22 protein-coding genes are annotated in these 20,164 nt (G+C 61.0%); 11 read left to right on the top strand and 11 right to left on the bottom strand.

The annotated features are described in order from the left end of the window. Window positions 1-7 precede the first annotated feature (7 nt). On the bottom strand, window positions 8-2,458 hold the full coding sequence (locus D8U82_RS08165) for a penicillin acylase family protein (RefSeq protein WP_130902012.1): 2,451 nt from the start codon (window positions 2,456-2,458) through the stop codon (window positions 8-10). Between the two features lie 201 nt (window positions 2,459-2,659). On the opposite strand from D8U82_RS08165, the gene D8U82_RS08160 reads away from it, so the two are divergent. Then, complete coding sequence (locus D8U82_RS08160; RefSeq protein WP_130902011.1) at window positions 2,660-3,217, top strand: cysteine hydrolase family protein; 558 nt, start codon at window positions 2,660-2,662, stop codon at window positions 3,215-3,217. Window positions 3,218-3,362: 145 nt separating this feature from the next. Here the strand turns inward: D8U82_RS08160 and D8U82_RS08155 are convergent, their stop codons facing one another. From D8U82_RS08155 to D8U82_RS08140, 4 genes are all read right to left on the bottom strand, one after another. Beyond that, window positions 3,363-3,566: an SEC-C metal-binding domain-containing protein gene (locus D8U82_RS08155; protein WP_003198420.1), complete on the bottom strand. Its 204-nt coding sequence runs from the start codon at window positions 3,564-3,566 to the stop codon at window positions 3,363-3,365. A 5-nt stretch (window positions 3,567-3,571) separates the two neighbouring features. Beyond that, window positions 3,572-4,057 carry an LEA type 2 family protein gene (locus D8U82_RS08150; RefSeq protein WP_095180539.1) on the bottom strand — a complete coding sequence of 162 codons (486 nt, stop codon included), beginning with the start codon at window positions 4,055-4,057 and terminating at the stop codon, window positions 3,572-3,574. Window positions 4,058-4,173: 116 nt separating this feature from the next. Beyond that, window positions 4,174-4,650 (bottom strand): YchJ family protein, encoded by a 477-nt coding sequence (locus D8U82_RS08145; protein ID WP_016770618.1) that lies wholly within the window; start codon window positions 4,648-4,650, stop codon window positions 4,174-4,176. A gap of 4 nt (window positions 4,651-4,654) precedes the next feature. After that, on the bottom strand, window positions 4,655-5,152 hold the full coding sequence (locus D8U82_RS08140) for a DUF6231 family protein (protein ID WP_122751973.1): 498 nt from the start codon (window positions 5,150-5,152) through the stop codon (window positions 4,655-4,657). A 199-nt stretch (window positions 5,153-5,351) separates the two neighbouring features. On the opposite strand from D8U82_RS08140, the gene D8U82_RS08135 reads away from it, so the two are divergent. From D8U82_RS08135 to D8U82_RS08120, 4 genes are all read left to right on the top strand, one after another. Continuing rightward, window positions 5,352-6,047: an OmpA family protein gene (locus tag D8U82_RS08135; protein ID WP_016770616.1), complete on the top strand. Its 696-nt coding sequence runs from the start codon at window positions 5,352-5,354 to the stop codon at window positions 6,045-6,047. Between the two features lie 90 nt (window positions 6,048-6,137). Further along, the gene (locus D8U82_RS08130; protein ID WP_130902010.1) at window positions 6,138-6,860 is read left to right on the top strand and encodes an OmpA family protein; all 723 of its coding nucleotides are present in this window, start codon (window positions 6,138-6,140) and stop codon (window positions 6,858-6,860) included. Window positions 6,861-7,020: 160 nt separating this feature from the next. Further along, window positions 7,021-7,302, top strand: coding sequence for a DUF1145 domain-containing protein (locus D8U82_RS08125; protein WP_016771375.1), 282 nt, complete (start codon window positions 7,021-7,023; stop codon window positions 7,300-7,302). Then, a complete protein-coding gene (locus tag D8U82_RS08120; protein ID WP_130902009.1) occupies window positions 7,295-8,053 on the top strand; it encodes a collagen-like protein in 759 nt (252 codons plus the stop codon). The genes D8U82_RS08125 and D8U82_RS08120 overlap by 8 nt, the downstream gene beginning before the upstream one ends. Before the next feature lie 200 nt (window positions 8,054-8,253). On the opposite strand, the gene D8U82_RS08115 is transcribed toward D8U82_RS08120, so the two are convergent. After that, window positions 8,254-8,718 (bottom strand): CopD family protein, encoded by a 465-nt coding sequence (locus tag D8U82_RS08115; RefSeq protein ID WP_125925241.1) that lies wholly within the window; start codon window positions 8,716-8,718, stop codon window positions 8,254-8,256. Between the two features lie 97 nt (window positions 8,719-8,815). Between D8U82_RS08115 and dinG the strand changes: the two genes are divergently transcribed. From dinG to D8U82_RS08085, 6 genes are all read left to right on the top strand, one after another. Then, window positions 8,816-10,960: an ATP-dependent DNA helicase DinG gene (gene dinG, locus D8U82_RS08110; protein ID WP_024011911.1), complete on the top strand. Its 2,145-nt coding sequence runs from the start codon at window positions 8,816-8,818 to the stop codon at window positions 10,958-10,960. 95 nt (window positions 10,961-11,055) lie between these two features. Beyond that, window positions 11,056-13,524 carry a beta-galactosidase gene (locus D8U82_RS08105; protein ID WP_130902008.1) on the top strand — a complete coding sequence of 823 codons (2,469 nt, stop codon included), beginning with the start codon at window positions 11,056-11,058 and terminating at the stop codon, window positions 13,522-13,524. A 210-nt stretch (window positions 13,525-13,734) separates the two neighbouring features. Beyond that, complete coding sequence (locus tag D8U82_RS08100; RefSeq protein ID WP_130887085.1) at window positions 13,735-14,880, top strand: serine hydrolase domain-containing protein; 1,146 nt, start codon at window positions 13,735-13,737, stop codon at window positions 14,878-14,880. Window positions 14,881-14,993: 113 nt separating this feature from the next. Further along, window positions 14,994-16,097, top strand: a complete 1,104-nt coding sequence (locus D8U82_RS08095; protein WP_130887084.1) for an OmpA family protein — start codon at window positions 14,994-14,996, stop codon at window positions 16,095-16,097. 24 nt (window positions 16,098-16,121) lie between these two features. After that, entirely contained in the window at window positions 16,122-16,769 is a 648-nt protein-coding gene (gene pdxH, locus D8U82_RS08090; protein ID WP_130902007.1) for a pyridoxamine 5'-phosphate oxidase, read from the top strand. Between the two features lie 180 nt (window positions 16,770-16,949). After that, entirely contained in the window at window positions 16,950-17,414 is a 465-nt protein-coding gene (locus D8U82_RS08085) for a glycine zipper 2TM domain-containing protein (protein ID WP_016771369.1), read from the top strand. Window positions 17,415-17,485: 71 nt separating this feature from the next. On the opposite strand, the gene D8U82_RS08080 is transcribed toward D8U82_RS08085, so the two are convergent. The 5 genes from D8U82_RS08080 to nhaA are packed head-to-tail and all read right to left on the bottom strand — an operon-like array spanning window position 17,486 to window position 19,939. Beyond that, on the bottom strand, window positions 17,486-17,737 hold the full coding sequence (locus D8U82_RS08080) for a pyocin S6 family toxin immunity protein (protein WP_130902006.1): 252 nt from the start codon (window positions 17,735-17,737) through the stop codon (window positions 17,486-17,488). Window positions 17,738-17,757: 20 nt separating this feature from the next. Beyond that, entirely contained in the window at window positions 17,758-18,003 is a 246-nt protein-coding gene (locus D8U82_RS08075; protein ID WP_130887083.1) for a colicin E3-like toxin immunity protein, read from the bottom strand. After that, entirely contained in the window at window positions 18,004-18,255 is a 252-nt protein-coding gene (locus tag D8U82_RS08070; protein WP_125925248.1) for a colicin E3-like toxin immunity protein, read from the bottom strand. Between the two features lie 7 nt (window positions 18,256-18,262). Continuing rightward, complete coding sequence (locus D8U82_RS08065) at window positions 18,263-18,736, bottom strand: colicin E3/pyocin S6 family cytotoxin (protein ID WP_232245396.1); 474 nt, start codon at window positions 18,734-18,736, stop codon at window positions 18,263-18,265. 18 nt (window positions 18,737-18,754) lie between these two features. Beyond that, window positions 18,755-19,939 carry a Na+/H+ antiporter NhaA gene (gene nhaA / locus D8U82_RS08060; RefSeq protein WP_041478038.1) on the bottom strand — a complete coding sequence of 395 codons (1,185 nt, stop codon included), beginning with the start codon at window positions 19,937-19,939 and terminating at the stop codon, window positions 18,755-18,757. Window positions 19,940-20,164 lie beyond the last annotated feature (225 nt).

Here is a 20,164-nt window from a genome sequence, read left to right as displayed (position 1 = left end):
CTTTGCTCTATTTCCCGGGCGTCAGGGTCAAACGGGTCTTGCCATACACCCGATCAAAGTTCTGCGGCTGCATCGGCAGGCCGATGTACTGACCTTTCAGCCACGCATCGATCCCGTTCAGGTAATTCGGACTCAGTGGATTGCCCGACTGCCCCGTACCGTTCTGCGCCATCAATGGCTCGCTCTGGCCGAAGTCGACGATAAAGCGCATCGACGGCGCGCGTGTGGTGGCGAGGTCCTGGCCCCAGGCAAACGCCGAGCTGTTCAGCGTGGTGTGATCGCCTCCAGCCGCCAGCGGCCCGCGTACAGTCTGACCGTTGCTGTTTTTCCACGAATAGGTGTGCAATTTGCCCCACTGCCAGGCGCGATGATCGCCGCCCAACTGACTGTCGCCGGCCGTAATCGCCGCCGCGAGGCTGCGGGCGAGAATCACGGATTTGTCTTCCTTCTGCGGCGTGCGCAGATCATCCCAGAACGGACTGTCCTCACGTCCCAAGAGATGATCGGCCTGCGCCGCGTAGGACAGATCGCCATTGGCGACAAAGGCCTTCCACGCCGGGCTCGACTCAGGACCCAGTTCATCGAGGAAGATCTGCTTCATGCTTTCCTGCAGAAACAGTTCGTAGATCGCCGCATCCGCCGAGGTCGGGCTGAGCTTGCCGTCGAACGCCATCAATCGGGTGAAGGCTTCGCGCGCCTTGCTGCGTTCGGCGTCCGGCAGGGCGTCGATCGCCTGTTTCAGCGGTTGCTTCATCCCCGGTGCTTCGAAGACTTTTTTCAGCTTGGCGGCGAAAGTGGTGGTCTGGTCGTACTGCATGGCGATCACGCTGCGGCTGTCCTGCTTGCCGCTGCCAGCCATTTCCGCCAAGCGTTCGCCACGCTCCGGTGCCGCCCAGGATTTCGACAACTGCATGCCGTAGCCGTCGGGAATCACACGCTGGTTGGCCGTGCCGAGCCAGCCTTGTGCCGGGTCCTGATCGTAGGGGTGCAGCATCGGGTCGGCGTAACCGTCCCAGTCGTAGCGACCGTCCCAGCCCGGCGAGGGCAGCAGACCTTCGCCTTCGCGACGGTTGGGGAAGCGCCCGGTGACTTGCCAGCCGATATTGCTTGCATCGGCAAAGACCAGATTGAGGGTGATGGCGCGGATTTCGCGGCTGGCGTCCGAGGCGCGCTCGACGTTCTGCGCGCGGGTCAGGTCGAAGAAGGCATCCAGCGTTTTGTCGTCGGTGAAGCTTGGCGTCTGTAAAGCGAGACCGAAACCGCTGCCCTGCGCCGCTGCCTGGGCACTGTTGAGCAACGCGCCGTGGCGGGTTTCGTAAACGGCCTCGCGAATCGGCCGCTGGCCTTTGACGAAATAGGTTTCGTTGCGCACGCCCAACGGCTGCCATTTGCCGTTGACTTCATAAGTGAGGCTGTTGCCCTGACGGCGGATTTTCTCGAGGAACAGATCCTGGTTATCGCCGAGCACGCTGGTCATGCTCCACGCCACTTTACCGTTGAAGCCGCCGAGCACCATCGGCAGACCGGCAACCGTGACGCCGGCGGCCTGATATTTCGGCGCACGTATCTGCACGAAACTCCACAACGACGGCGCGGCCAGTGGCCCGTGCGCATCGCTGGCCAGCAGGCTTTTGCCGCTGCGGCTGCGTTGCGGGGCAATCGCCCAATTGTTCGCAGTCGGCGTGGCGAGCAGGTTCAGCGCCGACAGTTGCTGGCTGGCGCTGCTCAGTTCCGTCAGCCCCGGAATCTGCCCGTTGAGCTTGAGGCCTTGCAGTTTGTCGGCTTCAGCCACTGGCAGGTTTTCATCAGGCGCCGACGGGCTCAGCCAGGCGAGTTTGTCAGTGGTCACGGTTTGCGCGAGCACCAGCGACTGGATTTCCTCCGGCAGGTTGGCCGACTGGCTGAAATTCAGCAGGGCAAAAATCAGCGCCGAATCTTCCGGTTTCCAGTATTCCGGCTTGTAACCGCTGGCGGCGAGGTCGCCCGGCAATTTGTCGGCGTAGCGGAACAGGTAGGCGTTGACGCCCCGTGCATACACCTCGAAGAAGCGCTTGAGCCGTGGCGACGAGGCCTTGTACAGCTCGCCGGCGCTCTTCTTCAGATTGACCGCGCGCATGTAACGGTCGGCATCGAGCATCGACGCGCCGGACATTTCCGCCAGCCGGCCCTGGGCCAACAGGCGCAGGGTGACCATCTGGTTGATACGGTCGCTGGCGTGGACGTAACCGAGGCTGAACAGCGCGTCATGGAAGCTGTTGCTTTCGATCAGCGGCATGCCCATCGCATTGCGCCGCACCGAAACGTTCTGCGCCAGGCCCTTGAGCGGTTGCACGCCGGAGGTCGGCGGCAGGCTGTCCTGGGCGTTCCAGGTCTGGCAACCGGACAGGCCGAGAACACCGGCCACTGCTGCGGCAACGCCGAACCGGGGAAGAAAATGTGTAAGGGCTGGCGAGGCCATGGCGAAGCTCCTGCGGGGGTATAAGGCTGGGGGCGCAATAAAGCCGCTACGTTAGTGACGGCGCGAGGGCCGCGCAAGCAGGGCGAGTGGTTATTTATGCAGTTGTCGGCTGATCGGTCAGAGGCGTGACAGTTGCTTGTGGGAAAGCGCTGATGTTGAACTACGGAACAAGTCCCGTGCCCTGTCAGGAGAAAGATCGCTATGGAGCTTCAGAGCAACGCTGTGCTGATCATCATCGACCAGCAGAAAGGCATTCTGCATCCGCGGCTGGGACGGCGGAATAATCCTCAGGCCGAAGAGCGAATGCTTGAGTTATTGGCGCTGTGGCGCCTGCGCGGGCGCCCGGTGATTCACGTGCAGCACTTGTCGCGCTCACCTGATTCGGTGTTCTGGCCGGAGCAGGACGGAGTCGAGTTTCAAGAGCGTTTTGTCCCTCGGGACGGTGAATGGCTGATCCAGAAACAGGTGCCGGATGCGTTTTGTGCCAGTGGGCTGGAGGCGCAGTTGCGTGAGGCTGGGATCGGGCAATTGATCATCGTTGGTGTGGCGACCAATAACTCGGTTGAGTCGACGGCGCGCACTGCGGGCAACCTGGGGTTCGACACATGGGTGGCAGAGGATGCATGTTTTACCTTCGACAAGGCCGATTATTTCGGCACACCGCGTACCGCTGAAGAGGTGCACGGGATGTCGCTGGGGAATCTGCATGGGGAGTATGCGACGGTGGTCGGCTCTTCACAGATTCTGGCGGCGGGCTGAAGTTTTGTAGTGTATGCGCCGCCGCCTTCGCGAGCAGGCTCGCTCCCACAGTGACCATATTTCTTCAGATGAAACGCGATCCCTGTGGGAGCGAGCCTGCTCGCGAAAGCGGTGTGTCAGGCGAAGAAGACCTTCGCCAGTGACATCAAGCGCCGTGGCACTTCTTGAATTTCTTGCCGTTGCCGCATGGGCAAGGGTCGTTGCGGCCGACGTCTTTCAGGGCGTTGCGCACCGGTTCCTGGTGGGCGTGGCCGCAGTTCGGGCCGTGGACATGGCCATGGTCGTGATCATGATGGTGGTCATGATCGTGGTTGCAGTCAGGGCCATGGACATGGGGTTGCTGGGTCATCGAGGTCACTCCGGAGTTAGATCGGCGGGGATTATCACGCCATTGCGCTCAAGGTGCACGTAGTGGGCGATGAATAAACCGGTTTCCATTTCGCCCTGCAATCGATAGGGAATCTGCTGGTTCGGATTTTTCAGCAGTTTCACCACCTGTTTGACCTTCGGCCACAGGTTGGTGCGGATCGGCACTTTGAAGTAAGCGCTGCGCTTCGGCCCCACGGTAAACCAGTGCTCATGCTCGCCTTCGGTGAGCAGCATGTCGGCCAGGTGAATCCGGTATTCGAGGCCACGCACGGTCAGGTCGCTGTCGTTGGGATTGTCGACGCGAAAGTGCAGGATGAATTTTTGCTCGAGCAGTTTGGCCCGCACCACCTCGACTTTCACCAGATGCACGGCGGGCTCGACGCTTTCGTCGCTGAACCACGAGGCACAGCCGCCGAGGTTTACGATCAGCATCAACAGCAGAAAATGTAGTGTGCGCCGACGACCGAGCATGAAATTGACTCCCTTTGTGCCCAGTCTAGACCTTAAAAGATTTCAGCCTTCGGCTAATCCCGTGTAGGAGCGGCCGAAGGCTCGGGCCGCGATCGGACGATCTTTTGATCTTCAGCTCAAGCGCCGAAATAACCCGAACAACACTTCTTGAACTTCTGCCCGCTGCCACACGGGCAGCCGTCATTGCGCCCCAGCTTCATCTGCACCGTCGGATCGATGAAGTACCAGCGCCCGCCGTTCTGCACAAACGAAGAGCGCTCGCGATGGCTGTGCTCGCCCTGGCTGTCATGCCAGCGCGCGGTGAAGGTCACAAAAGCGTGTTCCGGCTGGCCGCCGAACACTTCCGAGCTTTCAACCTCAAGGCCGAGCCAGGTGCTTTGCGCACTCCAGTCGCTGATCGATTGTCGGTTCAGCCCCGCCTGTTGCGCGGGCAGGGTGGTCGCCACCAGATAGTCGATCAGCCCCAGCACATAAGCGCTGTAGCGCGAACGCATCAAGGCTTCGGCACACGGCGCCGGGTGGCCGTCATGATAAGGGCCGCAGCAGGCATCCAGCAGATTGCCGCTGCCGCAAGGGCAAATGGCTGTACTCATTGCATTACCACCAGTATTTCCCGAAGTTTTCCGGATTGGCCCAGAAGCGTGAATTGAGCCAGTCGGGGACTTGTTTGTAGTCAAGCAGATCGTAGGTGAACAGGGTCAGCACCTGCGCGTCGCGCTGAAAACGCTCGCTGGCCTGCAGGGCCAGCGAATAGAAATCGGTTTCCTGCCAGCCACTGGCCGCCAGATCCGCCAGCACCGCGATGCGACTGGTGTTGAGATTGCGAATGCCGCCCAACAGATTCAGGCCGTCGCGCTTGGGCAAATGTTCCAGGCAATCGACTACCAGCGCCAGATCGAAGCGTTGCGCGGCCAGCTCAGCCGGCAGTGCGCCGGGTGCGGCATGGGCGACCACGGTGTCTGGATGCGCGTCCTTGAAAGCGCTCAAGGCGGGAAACTCGCTGGCGCCGATCAGCAGCAGACGGGCCGGGGCGTAGCGATCCAGCAAAGCGGCCAACGCCTGTTGTGGCGTGCGCGAAGAAATGGCGGCGTTCATCGAAGCTCCTCAGTCAGACCGCCAAGACTAGCCTGCCAGACCGCGTCGGCAAAGCGCCCGGTGGCGGCGGTTTTCGCCAAAAGAGGCAAACCCCTGTGAACACGGTCGCAAACAGCGGTGGCCTATTGCTGGCGGAGATTAAAACTCCGGTCTTTACTCCCTGAATCGGTTTTAAGCCGATCCCTCAGGAGAAAACTAGATGAGCATAGTTCGGACAGCATTACCCTTGGTTCTGCTAACCAGTGTGTTGACTGGTTGCGCAGGTTTGCAGAAAACCGACTGGCCGACCTGTGCGGCGGTCGGCGGTGTGGTCGGTGCCGGTCTCGGCGCGACGGAAAGCGCTTCGTGGGCCGGTTACGGTGCACTGATTGTCGGTGGTACGGCGGCGGCCTATTGCTGGGTGCATGGTGATGGCGATGAAGACGGCGATGGCGTGCCGGACAGTCGCGACAAGTGCCCGGGTACGCCTAAAGGCGTACAGGTCGACGCTGACGGTTGCCCGCCACCGACGCCTGCGCCAGTGGTCGAAGAAGCGGTTGTGGTCAAGGAAGAAACCATCGTCATTCGTGATGTGCATTTCGAATTCGACAAAGCCACGCTGACCGGCCCTGACAAGCAAGTGCTGGACAAGGTCGCCGATCGCCTGAAACAGGAATCCTCTACCGCGCAACTGACCGTGACCGGTCACACCGACAGTGTCGGCAGCGATGCCTACAACAAGAAACTGTCGGATCGTCGTGCGCACTCGGTGGTGGAATACCTGATCCAGCAGGGCGTGCCACGTGCCAGCTTCGTTTCGGTGTCGGGCCTTGGTGAAAGCCAGCCTGTGGCTGACAACAAGTCGGCTGATGGTCGTGCGCAGAACCGTCGCACCGAAATCAAAATCGTCCGCTAGCCCCTCTCGCATCCGCGGCTTGTGCAGTCGCGGATGCGGGTCTTTACTCCTGTGTAACCGGTATGGGCCGGTACACAGGAGCGTTCACAAATGCGTCTTTTCTCAAGGTCCGTCTTGCCGGTGCTGCTGCTAGGCAGCTTGCTCACCGGTTGTGCCACTCACAGCGATGGCACCGCCCCCCTCAATCAACGTACGTGGCCGATCTGCAGCCTGCTTGGCGGCCTGGTCGGCGGCGGTCTTGGCGCCATTGAAAGCGCCGGCTGGGCCGGTGGCGGCGCGGCATTGGGTATTCTTACCGGCGGGCTGATCTGTTACGCCCAGGATGGCGATGAGGACAGCGACGGCGTGTTCGACCGCCGCGACCGCTGCCCGGACACCCCGGAAAACACCGAAGTCGATCACCGTGGCTGCCCGCTGCCGCAATATCCGGCGGCAGTCAAACCGGTCGAACCGGCGCCGCAAACCGAAGTGATCACCTTGAGCGATGCCGGCAACGTGCTGTTCGATTTCGACAAGTCCGATCTGACCCCGGCGGCCAAAGCCCAGCTCGACACCTTGATGGACAAGCTGCGCAATGCCGATGTGGTCAGCATCAAGGTCATCGGGCACACCGACAGCAAAGGCTCCGACGCCTATAACCAGGCTTTGTCCGAGCGGCGCGCGAGCAGTGTCGCAGCGTACTTGCTGAGTCAGGGCCTGGCGCCGAACAAGCTCACCAGCGAGGGCCGTGGCGAGAGTGAGCCGGTCGCCGATAACACCACCGATGAAGGTCGCGCGGAAAATCGCCGGGTCGAGCTGCACATCAATCGATAGAAAGGGTCTGTAGTACGCAGGCTAGAGCCGCCGGGTCGAGATCGTCGTCCCGGCAGCCATTTCATCAGCGTTTGCACAAATTTCATTTTTCCCTCTGGCTTATCCCCCGCAGAAGCCGGTACTGTGCGTGCAAAGAATAATTCGCAACACGGGGGAGCGTATGAAGGTGTTCTGGGGGCTGGGGCGTTTGCTGACCCTGCTGTTCTGCTGCGTGGTGCTGGCCAATCAACTGGTGCCGTTTGTTCATCCGCTGCATCTGCTGGTCAATCTGGCCGGCGCTCTGTTGTTGCTGATTCATCTACTCGAAGTGCTGCTGTGCAACCGCAGCCTCAAGGGCCGTCCGCACCCTTGGCGTGATCGTGGCCGCATCCTGTTGTTCGGCGTCTTCCACCTGCAAACCATCCCGGCCCCGGCCGCTCCGGAGGCTTCTTCCCATGCGTAAACTCTTCCTGCTCGCTGCATTCATCAGTCCACTGGCCTGCGCCCAGGTGGTCAACGTGCAAAGCAATTCTTTGATGCGCTTGCCCAACACCACCAGCACGCTGCAACTGGAGAAACTGGAAGTCGCCGATTACGGCACCTTGCTGATCCCGTCCAACGTGACTGAATTGAACATTGATGAACTGCGTCTTGGCCATGAAGCACGTATTGCTATCGTTCCGGCTGAACAAGCGCTGGAAGTGAAGGTCAAGCGCGCTGAATTGAGCGAGGGCAGCCAGATCACCGCGCGCGGCGCCCCCGGCACTTATGAAAAAGCGGCCCGGGCCGGGCGCAATCTGAATCTGCAATTCCAGGCCCTGAGCGCGCCGCAACTGACGGTCGATGCCCGTGGCGGCAGGGGCGCGCCGGGTTTCGTCGGCCTCGACGGCGGCAACGGTGAAGACCCGGGCTGCACCTATGGATCGGCCGGCCACGGCGCCGATGGCAGTGACGGCAGCGATGGCCAGCCAGGCGCGCCGGGTGCGCTGGTGCGCCTCGCCGTACCACGGGATTTCCCGGCCGAGCTGATCAAAGTCAACGTGGCTGGCGGTGCCGGCGGCCCGGCGGGTGTCGGTGGTAAAGCAGGGAAGGGCGGCAAATCCAAGGGCTGCCTGGTCTACCGCGCTGACGGCGGCAAGAACGGCAAGGCCGGCGCGGATGGCCAGCCTGGGTCGGAGGGAGCAGCGGGTTCGGTTACCGTGCAGCGCCTCTAAAACTGCGACCCACTCTCTGATCAATAAAATGCTTTGGTGAGTGAAGATCTTTGGTGAGTGAAATTATGTGGCGAGGGGATTTATCCCCGCTGGGTCGCGAAGCGGCCCCGCTCTAAAAATCAAAAGCGGGACTGCTACGCAGCCCAGCGGGGATAAATCCCCTCGCCACAACTGTGTTCACAGCAGAACAAGAGTGCGATTCAGAGCATCGGTCTCGCCGCCGCTACCGCCACCAGCACCAACCCGACCAGCAGATTGAGCCCCACCACCCGGCGAATCCGCCCCAGCACTGCCGCACCCGCCGGCCAATCCTTCGCCTCAACCGCCTTGCGCAATTCCGGCAGCATCAACCCCTGAATGCGGATGAACAGCGCCGTCATCACCACATACAAACCGATCATCACCTGCACATACTTCGGCGCGGTCTCGAAGCCGACCTGCTGCAGATGCAGCATGCCCACGCCGCTGATCGGCAACAGGATCACCGCGACCCAGACCCAACGGAAAAAACCTTGAAACACTTCCACCCACAGGGTCAGGCGAGCGGGGCCGTCCAGAACCTTCACAGCCGCAGGGCGCAAGACCATCCAGGCGAAAAACATGCCGCCAACCCACATCAATGCAGCAAGGACATGCAGGGGGTAAACGAGGCTAAAAGGTGTCATTGGGTCACTCCGTTCTGCGCGGGATCAATTAGCGGGGTATGATAGCCGCCGAATCAAACCACTGAAAATTTATCCAGCGTTTTGCGCCCGACACTCAATGATCAGCACTGAACTCAAAACCACGATCCAGGGCGCCTATTCGCGTTTTCTAGAGGCCAAGAGCCTCAAGCCGCGTTACGGCCAGCGCCTGATGATCGCCGAAATCGCCAAGGTCCTCGGGGATATCGACACCGACGATGAAGGCCGGCGCAGTGGCGACCCCGCGATTGTCGCGGTGGAAGCCGGCACCGGTACCGGCAAGACGGTGGCCTACAGCCTGGCGGCGATCCCTACGGCGAAACTGGCCGGCAAGCGTCTGGTCATTGCCACCGCGACCGTCGCCCTGCAAGAGCAGATCGTCTACAAGGACTTGCCTGACCTGATGCGCAACAGCGGGCTGAATTTCAGTTTCGCCCTGGCCAAGGGCCGTGGCCGCTACATGTGTCTGTCCAAGCTCGACATGCTCTTGCAGGAAGGCCACGCGCAAACCGCCACCGCGCAGTTGTTCGAGGAAGAAGGCTTCAAGATCGAAGTCGACGAGGCCAGTCAGAAGCTGTTCACCAGCATGATCGAAAAGCTCGCCGGCAATAAATGGGACGGCGACCGCGACAGTTGGCCTAACGCGCTGGAAGACGCCGACTGGGCGCGCCTGACCACCGACCACAGCCAGTGCACCAACCGTCATTGCCCGAACTTCGGCCAGTGCGCCTTCTACAAGGCCCGCGAAGGCATGGGCAAGGTTGACGTGATCGTCACCAACCACGACATGGTCCTGGCGGATCTGGCACTGGGCGGCGGCGCCGTGTTGCCCGATCCGCGCGACACCATTTACGTGTTCGACGAAGGTCACCATTTGCCGGACAAGGCCATCGGCCACTTCGCTCATTACACGCGCCTGCGCTCCACCGCCGACTGGCTGGAAACCACCGCCAAGAACCTCACCAAGCTACTGGCCCAGCATCCGTTGCCAGGCGATCTCGGCAAGCTGATCGAGCAGGTGCCCGAGCTGGCGCGGGAGATCAAGACCCAACAGCAGTTCATGTTCACTGCCTGCGAGCAGATCGCCGATTTCAAGCCCGGCGAAGACGTCGAAGGCCGCGAGCGCCCGCGTCATCGCTTTGTCGGCGGGGTGATTCCCGAGGACATGCGCGAAATGGGCATTGAGCTGAAAAAAGGCTATTCGCGCCTTAACGATCTGTTCCAGCGCCTGACCGACCTGCTCAAGGAAGGCATGGACGGTGAGGTCAATATCGGCATCGCCAGCAATCAGGCCGAAGAGTGGTATCCGCTGTTCGGCAGCCTGTTGTCCCGCGCTTCCGGCAACTGGGAATTGTGGACCGCGTTCACCGCCGAAGACCCGGAAGACAGTCCGCCCATGGCGCGCTGGCTGACCCTGGCCGAAAGCGGTTCGCTGTTCGACATCGAGGTCAACGCCAGCCCGATTCTGGCGGCGGAAACCTTGCGTCGCAGTTTGTGGAATGTCGCTTACGGCTGCCTGGTGACCTCGGCGACGCTGACGGCGCTGGGCACTTTCGACCGTTTCCGCATGCGCGCCGGCCTGCCGAAAAAAGCTGTCACGGCGGTGGTGCCGAGCCCGTTCCATCATGCCGATGCCGGCGTGCTGCGCGTGCCGGATCTGAAGGCCGACCCGCGCGATGCCGCCGCCCACACGGCGGCGATCATTCGCGAACTGCCGGATCTGGTCGAAGGGTCGCGCGGCACGCTGGTGTTGTTCTCCTCGCGCAAGCAAATGCAGGACGTGTTCGACGGTCTCGACCGCGACTGGCGCAAGCAAGTGTTCATTCAGGGCAACCTGTCGAAACAGGAAACCCTCAACAAGCACAAGGCGCGAGTCGATGGCGGTGATTCCAGTGTGCTGTTCGGGCTGGCCAGTTTTGCCGAGGGTGTCGATTTGCCGGGTGCCTACTGCGAGCACGTGGTGATCGCCAAGATTCCGTTCTCGGTGCCCGATGATCCGGTTGAGGCCGCGTTGTCGGAGTGGATCGAGGCGCGCGGCGGCAATCCGTTCATGGAAATCTCAGTGCCCGATGCCTCGCTGAAACTGGTTCAGGCCTGCGGGCGTCTGCTGCGCACCGAAGAAGACCGCGGCACCATCACCTTGCTCGACCGGCGTCTGGTCACCCAGCGCTACGGCAAGGCGATCCTCAATGCGTTGCCTCCTTTCCGACGTGAAATATCCTGAGACGCGGGTGGGCCGATTGGCCCGCCGCGTTGTCTATCTCTCTGCCACCGCTTTTCCATTGGCCTTGACTGGTCGTTAGGGAGAACTCCGTTCTTATGATCCGCCGTTCGTTGCCCGCTGTTTTCGCCATGTTCTTTGCCGCGCCGTTGCTGGCCGCGCCCGCCGGTCAGCAGACGCTGTTCAACTTCGTGCGCCCGGCCGACGTGGTCAAGGTCGCCACGGAAAACGCCGACCTGCCCCAGGCCAATGCCGAACAGACCGCGGAAGGTGAAGTGCTGCGCCGGGTGACGTTCAATCCGGTCGCCCGGCCAACCTTGCGCCTGACCCCACAGACTGGCGCCTGGGACTGGTCGCAGTCCGGCATGATGAGCTTGCGTCTGCAGAGTGCGATGAACTGGGCGGTGACGGTTTATGTGCAGATCCAGAGCAACGATGGCCGCACCCTGATCAGCCGCGTCGATCTGCCGGCCGGCCCCGCGCAAACCTTGCTGGTGCCGCTGGTGGCTTCGACGCCGCTGAGCCAGGGCATGAAAGCCGGGCCGCCGATGCCGATGACCGTCGATGGCCAACGCATCCTGCTGGCCAGCAGCACCGGCGAGATCGATCGCAGCCAGGTGGTTTCGGTAAGTCTGTCGATGGATCAGCCGAAAGTTGCGCAGAGCCTGTTGCTCGAGCGTTTCGGCGTGCAGGACGGCGAGTCGGTGACGCGCGCGGTGTACGGTAATCTGGTCGACGCATACGGGCAGTCAACCCGCAGTAAATGGCCGGAAAAAGTCAGCAGCGACGAGCAACTGAAAAGCGCCGCCAGCAAAGAGCAGCAACAGCTGAATACATGGCTGGCCGAGCGTGAAAAGGCTTCGCTGGACAAGTTCGGCGGCTGGAACCAGGGCCCGGCGTTCAAGGCCAGCGGTTTCTTCCGCACGGAAAAACGTGACGGCCGCTGGTATCTGGTGACCCCTGAAGGCCACCCGTTCTATTCGCTGGGCGTCAACACCGTCAGCGCGCAGGTCAACCAGACCTACGTGGCTGGTCGTGAGTACATGTTCGAATCGTTGCCGAAGAACGACGACCCGCTGGCCGCGCATTTCGGCGAGGGCGACAACCGTGGCGGCAACGGTGCCGATCAGGGCCGTGGCTACGGCAACGGCCGCTGGTACGACTTCTATGGCGCCAATCTGCAACGCCTGTACGGCGAACCGTGCAAGGCCGCCAGCGACAACAAGGCCGGGATTGCCGAAGCGGCAAAGGCGGGCGCGGCTGAGGCCGGCTCGGTGCAGGCTGCTGAAACCGCAGCGGTGCCTGCTGAGCCAAAATCCGGTATTGCCGAAGCGGCGCAGACCGATGCGGTGCAAGCGTCCAGCGAGGAAACCGCTCCGTGCAAAGCCAGAATTGATGAAGAACGCTGGACCCGCCATACCCTCGATCGGCTGCAAGCCTGGGGCTTCAACACGGTGGGCAACTGGAGCGCGCCGTCGCTGGCTGACGCTGAGCGCGTGCCGTACACCTTGCCGCTGTCGATCGTCGGCGATTACACCAGCATCAGCACCGGCAGCGATTGGTGGGGCGGCATGCCGGATCCGTTCGATCCGCGTTTCGCCATGGCCACCGAGCGCGCCGTGGCCATTGCCGCCCGCGATCACCGTGACGATCCGTGGCTGATCGGTTATTACGCCGACAACGAACTGGCCTGGGCTGGCCCTGGCGACGATCCGAAGGCTCGCTTCGCGCTGGCCTACGGCACGTTGAAAATGACCACCGACGTGCCGGCCAAACGCGCCTTTCTCAAGCAATTGCGCGACAAGTACCGCAATCAGGCCGGACTGTCCAAGGCCTGGGGTATCGAGCTACCGGCGTGGGAGTTGATGGAAGATCCAGGCTTCGTGCCGCCATTGCCGAACCCTGAGCATCCGGAGATCGAAGCGGATTTCAAATACTTCCAGAAGGTCTTCGCCGATACCTATTTCAAGACCATTTCCGATTCGCTGAAGTGGCACGCGCCGAACCAGATGCTCCTGGGCGGTCGTTTCGCCACCAGTACGCCTGAAGCCGTGGCCTCCTGCGCGCAGTACTGCGATGTGTTGAGCTGCAACATGTACACGCTCAAGCCGCAGGACGGTTACGACTTCGCCGCGTTGGCGGGGTTGGACAAGCCGGTGCTGATCACCGAATTCAACTTCGGCTCGGCCGACCGAGGGCCGTTCTGGGGCGGCGTGACGCAGTTGGCCAAGGAGGAAGATCGCGGCCCGGCCTATGCCAACTTCCTCAATCAGGCACTGAGCGAGCCATCGATTGTCGGCGTGCACTGGTTCCAGTATCTCGACCAACCGGTGACCGGGCGCTTGCTCGACGGCGAGAACGGCCATTTCGGTCTGGTCGGGGTCACTGACCTGCCGTATCAGGGCTTTGTCGAGGCGGTGCGTAAAAGCAATCTGCAGGCGCTGGAGCAGTTGGGCAAGGAGGCGCAGAAAACCCCGGCGGCGGAAGTGGAAGGCGGGCGCAAGGCCGAGGCTGGCAAAGCGCCGGGGGCCGCGCAGGCGGGTGGGCATTCGGGGAATGGTCACTAGGTTTCAGACCGCGTTATCGTTCTTCGCGAGCAGGCTCGCTCCCACAGGGGATCTGCGCTGCTGTTGAGATCCAGTGTGGGAGCGAGCCTGCTCGCGAAGGGATCAACACAAATTGCCGATCAACCGTCTGGCCCGCGCCTGTTCCCAAATCCCTCAAGGGCTGGAACAATGCGGGCCACTTTGTAGAGCGTTTTCGCGGGGGAGTTGCGGGTGCAGATTCAGGGACATTACGAGCTTCAATTCGAAGCGGTGCGCGAGGCTTTCGCCGCACTGTTCGACGATCCCCAGGAACGCGGTGCAGCCCTGTGCATCAAGGTCGGTGGAGAAACCGTCCTCGACCTCTGGTCCGGTACTGCCGACAAGGACGGCGCCGAAGCCTGGCACAGCGACACCATCGCCAACCTGTTCTCCTGCACCAAGACATTCACCGCCGTCACCGCGCTGCAACTGGTCGCTGAAGGCAAGTTGCAACTCGACGCCCCGGTTGCCCGCTACTGGCCGGAATTCGCCGCCGCCGGCAAAGAATCCGTCACCCTGCGCCAATTGCTCTGCCATCAGGCCGGCTTGCCGGCGCTGCGCGAACTGCTCGCCCCTGAAGCCCTTTACGACTGGCAAACGATGGTCGACGCCCTCGCGGCCGAAGCGCCATGGTGGACTCCGGGCACCGGTCACGGTTATGCCGCGATCACCTACGGCTGGCTGGTCGGCGAATTGCTGCGCCGCGCCGACGGTCGTGGGCCGGGCGAGTCGATCGTCGCTCGGATCGCCAAACCGTTGGGCCTGGATTTCCACGTGGGCCTGGCCGACGAAGAGTTTCAGCGCGTTGCGCACATCGCCCGTGGCAAGGGCAACGCCGGCGACGCTGCGGCGCAGCGCCTGCTGCAAGTGACCATGCGCGAACCGACTGCCATGACTACTCGCGCCTTCACCAATCCGCCGTCAGTGCTGACCAGCACCAACAAGCCGGAATGGCGACGCATGCAGCAACCGGCGGCTAACGGCCACGGCAACGCGCGCAGTCTCGCCGGGTTTTATGCCGGCCTGCTCGACGGCAGCCTGCTCGAGAGCGAGATGCTCGAAGAGCTGACCCGCGAGCACAGCCTTGGCGATGACAAGACTTTGCTCACCCGCACCCGTTTCGGCCTCGGCTGCATGCTCGATCAACCGGACGTGCCCAACGCCACCTACGGCCTCGGCCCACGCGCGTTCGGCCATCCGGGAGCGGGCGGCTCGATCGGTTTTGCTGATCCTGAGCACGATGTGGCTTTCGGTTTCGTGACAAATACCCTGGGGCCTTACGTTTTGATGGATCCGCGCGCGCAAAAGCTGGCGCGGGTGCTTGCCACTTGTCTGTAAAGCTTCAACAGAGGTTCCAGGGTCGGAACCTCGAAGGGATTTTCGTTTCAAAACGGCTGTTTATCCGGGCGAAAGTGCTCTGATTTTTCATTACTTCATTTTGTGGATTTTCAATGTCATCTAAAAAGACCCTCGCCCTGGCCCTGTGTGTAGCGATCACCGGTTGCGCACAGACTCCGAAAAACGATGCAGATGGCGGCAGTTGGTGGCCGTTCGGTTCTTCCGACAAAGTTGCGTCTAAAGATCCGGCTCCGGCCCCGGCTCCGCTGAAACCTGCGGCGACTGCGCCAGTGGCCAAGGCTGAGAGCAGCAACCCGTGGTACTGGCCGTTCGGTTCCAGCGACGAAGCGGTCAAGGCTGATCTGAAAGCCGAGGTCAAACCTGAAGCCAAACCGGTCGAGGTGGCCAAAGCCGAGGCGCAGTCCAATGGCAAATGGTGGTGGCCGTTCGGCGGCAAGGATCAGCCAACCGTCAAAGCCGTGCCGATGCCGGATCCGAAGGTGACTCAGGCCTGGCTGGATGACTACGAACCGCGTCTGCGTGAAGCGGTGAAAGACAGCAATCTGCAACTCGAGCGTCGCGACAACGTACTGGTGGTGACGGCGCCGGTCGAAGGCTCGTTCAATCCAGACCGCCCGGCGATGCTGCTGCCGGTCACCCTTGGCCCGTTCACTCGCGTAGCGAAAATCCTTGAAGCCGACCCGAAAACCGCAGTGCTGGTGCTCGGTCACAGCGATACCAGCGGTGCTGCGCCGGCCAACGTCAAACTGAGCCAGGAGCGTGCGCAATCGGTGGCGGCGATCTTCCGCCTCAGCGGCTTGCAACGTGATCGCCTGATGCTACGCGGCATGGGTTCCGAAGCGCCGCGTGCGGCCAACGACAGCGTTGAAGGCCGTGCCTTGAACCGTCGCGTCGAACTGCTGGTGACTCCGCAGAACACCATGGTTGCGCTGCTGAGCAAATACAACATGCCAGCACCGAAGCCTGTAACGATGGTCGCTGCGCAAGACGTCAAGCCAGTTGCCAAACCGGTTACCCCGGCGCCTGCGGCGAAAAAAGCCGCTGTGCCGGCGGCGAAAAAGGCGCCAGCCAAGAAAACCGCCGCCAAGGCTCCTGCGAAGAAGGCACCGGCCAAGGCTCCAGCGAAAAAAACTGCACCAGCCAAAGCCGCCGCGACCGACAAGAAAGTCGCCGCAGCCGACGCCGCCAAGAAGTGATCCGCTAACGAAAAGGAATCCGCCATGACCCAGGCTCTGGCCGATATGCGTCGCGACTACACCCGTGACGGTTTGACCGAGGCGCAAGCCCCGGCCGAGCCGTTTGCGCTGTTTCACCAGTGGTTCGCCGATGCGGTGAAAACCGAGCAGGCGCCGGTAGAAGCCAATGCCATGACCCTGGCCACGGTTGATGCCGACGGTCGTCCGCATTGCCGCATTTTGTTGCTCAAGGGCCTGGACGAGCAGGGCTTCACCTTCTTCACCAACTACGACAGCGCCAAGGGCCAGCATCTGGCGGCCAACCCGTTTGCCGCCATGACCTTCTTCTGGCCAACCCTGGAGCGCCAGGTGCGCATCGAGGGGCGGGTGGTCAAGGTCACGGCGCAAGAGTCTGATGCTTATTATCAAGTGCGACCGCTGGGCAGCCGCCTCGGCGCCTGGGCCTCACCGCAGAGCCGAGTCATCAACGGTCGTGGCGAACTGGAAGATTTGCTCAAGGCCACCGAGCAACGCTTCAGCGACAGCCAGCCGCACTGCCCGGAACATTGGGGTGGTTACCGCTTGTTGCCCGAGCGCATCGAGTTCTGGCAGGGCCGTCCGAGCCGCCTGCACGATCGCCTCAACTACCGCCTCCAGGGCACCGAGTGGATTCTGGAACGACTGGCACCCTGAGCAGTCTACCGAGCGAGATAAACGCGGATGGCGCAGGATCGCTGATTTGACGCTACCTTGAGTGGACGCTCGCGGGCATCTGTACCAGGCCTGAATGGAAGCCAATTTAATCCGGATGGTGTCGTGACAGGCGCCAGGCCACGGGGTTTAATGAACACATGTTCTTTTGGAGTTGATGCTATGCGTAAGTCTGTTCTGCTGGTTGCTTCCTTTTCGACGATGGCGATGTTGCTGACCGGCTGCCAATCGAGCCTCACTGGCGACTCCTACTCCCGTGACGAAGCGCGTCGTGTACAGACGATTCGCATGGGCACCATTGAATCCCTGCGCCCGGTAAAAATCGAAGGCACCAAGACCCCGATCGGCGGCGCAGCAGGCGCAGTGGTCGGCGGCGTCGGCGGTAGCGCCATCGGCGGCGGCAAGGGCAGTATCGTTGCTGCGGTCATCGGTGCAGTGGCTGGCGGCCTGCTTGGCTCGGCCACCGAAGAAGGCCTGACCCGCACCCAGGGCGTGGAAATCACCGTCCGCGAAGACGACGGCAGCATGCGCGCCTATGTGCAGCAGGTTCAGGAGAATGAAGTATTCCGCGTTGGCGAGCGGGTACGGATCTCCACTGTTGGCGGAACCAGCCGCGTTTCGCACTAAACGAGAAGCCGGGTAAAAGAAAACCCCGATCAGGTGACTGGTCGGGGTTTTTCTTTGCTTGAATTGCTCATTCAGTAGATGGCGCAGGTGCCCATAAAGTATTCGAGGCCCTCTGGAAAGCTGACGTTGAGTAGGTTTTCCAATGCGGTTACCTGATCCTGAGTCAACAACAGCTCGCCGGGTTCCACCTCATCCAAGGGCTTGGATTCAATGAGCTGAGCCACTTTTTCATTCATCTCGCTGCCGGTGATGTCCAGCTCGAATTGCAATGAGTCATCTTGGGCTTCGTCAGGGAAGAATCCTGTAATCGAAAGAAAGTGCATGGAGCTAACCTTCGGGGCTGTCAGCCGTAGTCAAACGAAATTTGATAGTCGTGGACTCGCACATCGATTTGATGTTGAAAATACGGCTGAATTGTTGGCAGCCAGTTTTGAACGACGTTGAAGCTGCCATTATTGATGTTGTTGTCGGCGGAGATTCCCAAGGCGTTTAACACTGACCCGTCATCACCCAAATCTTTTGACGACTCTTCCCCCTGAAACTCCAAGGTTGCTGTGTCGTACCATTCCAATCTCAGTTCCAGTCCCATCTACCATTGATCACGGTAAACGAACGATACCTGATAGTCGTAAGAAGAAAATTGAATGGAATGCTGGAAGTGGGGCTGGAGAGTCTTGAGCCAATCGGCTTTTACATCAAATCCGCCGTTATTGAAGCTTTTCGACGGTAGGCCTAATGCTTCCATTAATGAGCCGTCCTCGCCAAAATCTTTCGACAGTTCCTCCCCCTCATCCAGTTCGGTTTGTTGTTCGTACCATTCGAGTCTGGCTTTGAGTCCCATGTAATCCTCATAAATATTTTTTAATACTACGGTTTTTTTTGGGTGGATCTATCTGTTCACCAGTTCTGTGGTCGTAAGAGCCTAAATGGCTACCATCGCTTGCGCGGTAGGCTTCAAGCTCGCCGAGTAAATAATCCCATTCATAAATTATTCGGCCTTTTGCATTGATCCAGCGATCCCGGAGCCCACCGTTGAACGGCGTTTTCTTTTTTGCTCTTCTTAAATCGGGAAAGGCTGTGATATCCGACGTTTCGGGAGCGGGGTGATAGGTATTGTCCGTCGCCCTGCGGTGGGTTTTGCACCCGGGGAATGTCCTTGTTCCGCGCCACTGATCGTCCCTTCCTTCACCATCGACAGCCCCTGAGAAGGGGCCGCACGACGTTATCGAAGCGGGGAAAGTGTGGCTGTAGGACGGGTCGCTAATGACGTGGGGATTGTTCGCTGCGTAACTGTAAGGCGAGAAATCTGTGGCGAGGGCCAAGCTCCCTCGCCACAGGGGTTATTGCAGTTGTGAATTCTTGCGACTCGCCGCCGCAGTCACCGCATAACCAATCACCGCCGCGAGGATCGAGCCGGTGAGGATGCCCATGCGATCCATACCGGCGTAATCACTCACGCCCGGTTCGAAGGCCAGCGAGCCGACGAACAGGCTCATGGTGAAGCCTATGCCGCAGAGGATCGCGACGCCGAGGACCTGGCCCCAGTTGGCGCCTTGGGGCAGGGCGGCGATGCCGATCTTGACCGCAAGCCAGGTCAGGCCGAACACGCCGATGGTCTTGCCCAACAGCAGGCCGATAGCAATGCCCATCGGTACGTCGTGGGTGAAGCTTTCGACGGTGACGCCGCTCAGTGACAGGCCGGCGTTGGCGAAGGCGAACAGCGGCAGGATGCCGTAGGCGACCCACGGGTGCAGCGCGTGTTCGAGGGTCAGCAGCGGCGACGACTCGGCGTTTTTCGTGCGCAGGGGAATGCAGAAAGCCAGGGTCACGCCGGCCAGTGTCGCGTGGACACCGCTCTTGAGCACGCAGACCCAGAGGATCAGGCCGATGATCATGTACGGTCCGAGCTTGACCACGCCGAGCCGGTTCATCGCCACCAGCGCGGCAATGCAAGCAGCCGCCAGGCCAAGGGACAGGGTAGAGAGTTCGCCGGAATAGAAGATTGCGATGATCACGATGGCGCCCAGGTCATCAATGATCGCCAGGGTCATCAGGAACAGTTTCAGCGACACCGGCACGCGTTTGCCGAGCAGGGCCAATACGCCGAGGGCGAAGGCGATATCGGTGGCGGTCGGAATGGCCCAGCCACTCAGGGCCGCGGGGTTGTCGCGATTGAGGAACCAGTAGATCAGCGCCGGCACCAGCATGCCGCCGATCGCCGCTGCGCCAGGGAGGACGATCTGCGAAGGCTTGGACAATTGGCCGTCGAGCACTTCGCGTTTGACTTCCAGACCGATCAGCAGGAAGAACATCGCCATCAGGCCGTCGTTGATCCACAGCAGCAGGGGTTTGGCGATTTTCAACGCGCCGATCTGCGCCACCACCGGGGTGTCGAGCAGGCCGGTGTACAGCCACGACAGCGGTGAATTGTTGATGATCAGCGCGAGAACGGCTGCGGCGATCAATAGCAGACCGCTGGCGGCTTCCAACTGAAAGAAACGCGTGAAAGTGCTACGCAGAGGCAAGGTCGCTCTCCATCGAATCAAGAAAAAGGTGAAACACCCTAACCCGTACCGTTAGTTGTTAAAACAAAAGTTATATTCTTTTTTGTTATATGGCGTTACAGACTGTCTCGCTCGGGCAGCACTGAGCCTAGCAGTTGCCTGACACATTGAGACTCAGCTGTATCTTTGCCGCCTGCGGGATTTTTCCTAAGCTTGCGGCAGACCTTTTTCAGAAGACCGATCTTC

Source organism: Pseudomonas sp. Sample_23 (genome assembly GCF_004307595.1).
Taxonomy (GTDB): Bacteria; Pseudomonadota; Gammaproteobacteria; order Pseudomonadales; family Pseudomonadaceae; genus Aquipseudomonas; species Aquipseudomonas atacamensis.
The sequence above is the reverse complement of the archived record's forward strand: the minus strand, read 5'-3'. Positions and strand labels throughout refer to the sequence as shown.

Coding starts and splice junctions, on each gene's coding strand:
- D8U82_RS08165 (WP_130902012.1), bottom strand. CDS start 2,458: ATGGCCTCGCCAGCCCTTACACATTTTCTTCCCCGGTTCGGCGTTGCC.
- D8U82_RS08160 (WP_130902011.1), top strand. CDS start 2,660: ATGGAGCTTCAGAGCAACGCTGTGCTGATCATCATCGACCAGCAGAAA.
- D8U82_RS08155 (WP_003198420.1), bottom strand. CDS start 3,566: ATGACCCAGCAACCCCATGTCCATGGCCCTGACTGCAACCACGATCAT.
- D8U82_RS08150 (WP_095180539.1), bottom strand. CDS start 4,057: ATGCTCGGTCGTCGGCGCACACTACATTTTCTGCTGTTGATGCTGATC.
- D8U82_RS08145 (WP_016770618.1), bottom strand. CDS start 4,650: ATGAGTACAGCCATTTGCCCTTGCGGCAGCGGCAATCTGCTGGATGCC.
- D8U82_RS08140 (WP_122751973.1), bottom strand. CDS start 5,152: ATGAACGCCGCCATTTCTTCGCGCACGCCACAACAGGCGTTGGCCGCT.
- D8U82_RS08135 (WP_016770616.1), top strand. CDS start 5,352: ATGAGCATAGTTCGGACAGCATTACCCTTGGTTCTGCTAACCAGTGTG.
- D8U82_RS08130 (WP_130902010.1), top strand. CDS start 6,138: ATGCGTCTTTTCTCAAGGTCCGTCTTGCCGGTGCTGCTGCTAGGCAGC.
- D8U82_RS08125 (WP_016771375.1), top strand. CDS start 7,021: ATGAAGGTGTTCTGGGGGCTGGGGCGTTTGCTGACCCTGCTGTTCTGC.
- D8U82_RS08120 (WP_130902009.1), top strand. CDS start 7,295: ATGCGTAAACTCTTCCTGCTCGCTGCATTCATCAGTCCACTGGCCTGC.
- D8U82_RS08115 (WP_125925241.1), bottom strand. CDS start 8,718: ATGACACCTTTTAGCCTCGTTTACCCCCTGCATGTCCTTGCTGCATTG.
- dinG (WP_024011911.1), top strand. CDS start 8,816: ATGATCAGCACTGAACTCAAAACCACGATCCAGGGCGCCTATTCGCGT.
- D8U82_RS08105 (WP_130902008.1), top strand. CDS start 11,056: ATGATCCGCCGTTCGTTGCCCGCTGTTTTCGCCATGTTCTTTGCCGCG.
- D8U82_RS08095 (WP_130887084.1), top strand. CDS start 14,994: ATGTCATCTAAAAAGACCCTCGCCCTGGCCCTGTGTGTAGCGATCACC.
- pdxH (WP_130902007.1), top strand. CDS start 16,122: ATGACCCAGGCTCTGGCCGATATGCGTCGCGACTACACCCGTGACGGT.
- D8U82_RS08085 (WP_016771369.1), top strand. CDS start 16,950: ATGCGTAAGTCTGTTCTGCTGGTTGCTTCCTTTTCGACGATGGCGATG.
- D8U82_RS08080 (WP_130902006.1), bottom strand. CDS start 17,737: ATGCACTTTCTTTCGATTACAGGATTCTTCCCTGACGAAGCCCAAGAT.
- D8U82_RS08075 (WP_130887083.1), bottom strand. CDS start 18,003: ATGGGACTGGAACTGAGATTGGAATGGTACGACACAGCAACCTTGGAG.
- D8U82_RS08070 (WP_125925248.1), bottom strand. CDS start 18,255: ATGGGACTCAAAGCCAGACTCGAATGGTACGAACAACAAACCGAACTG.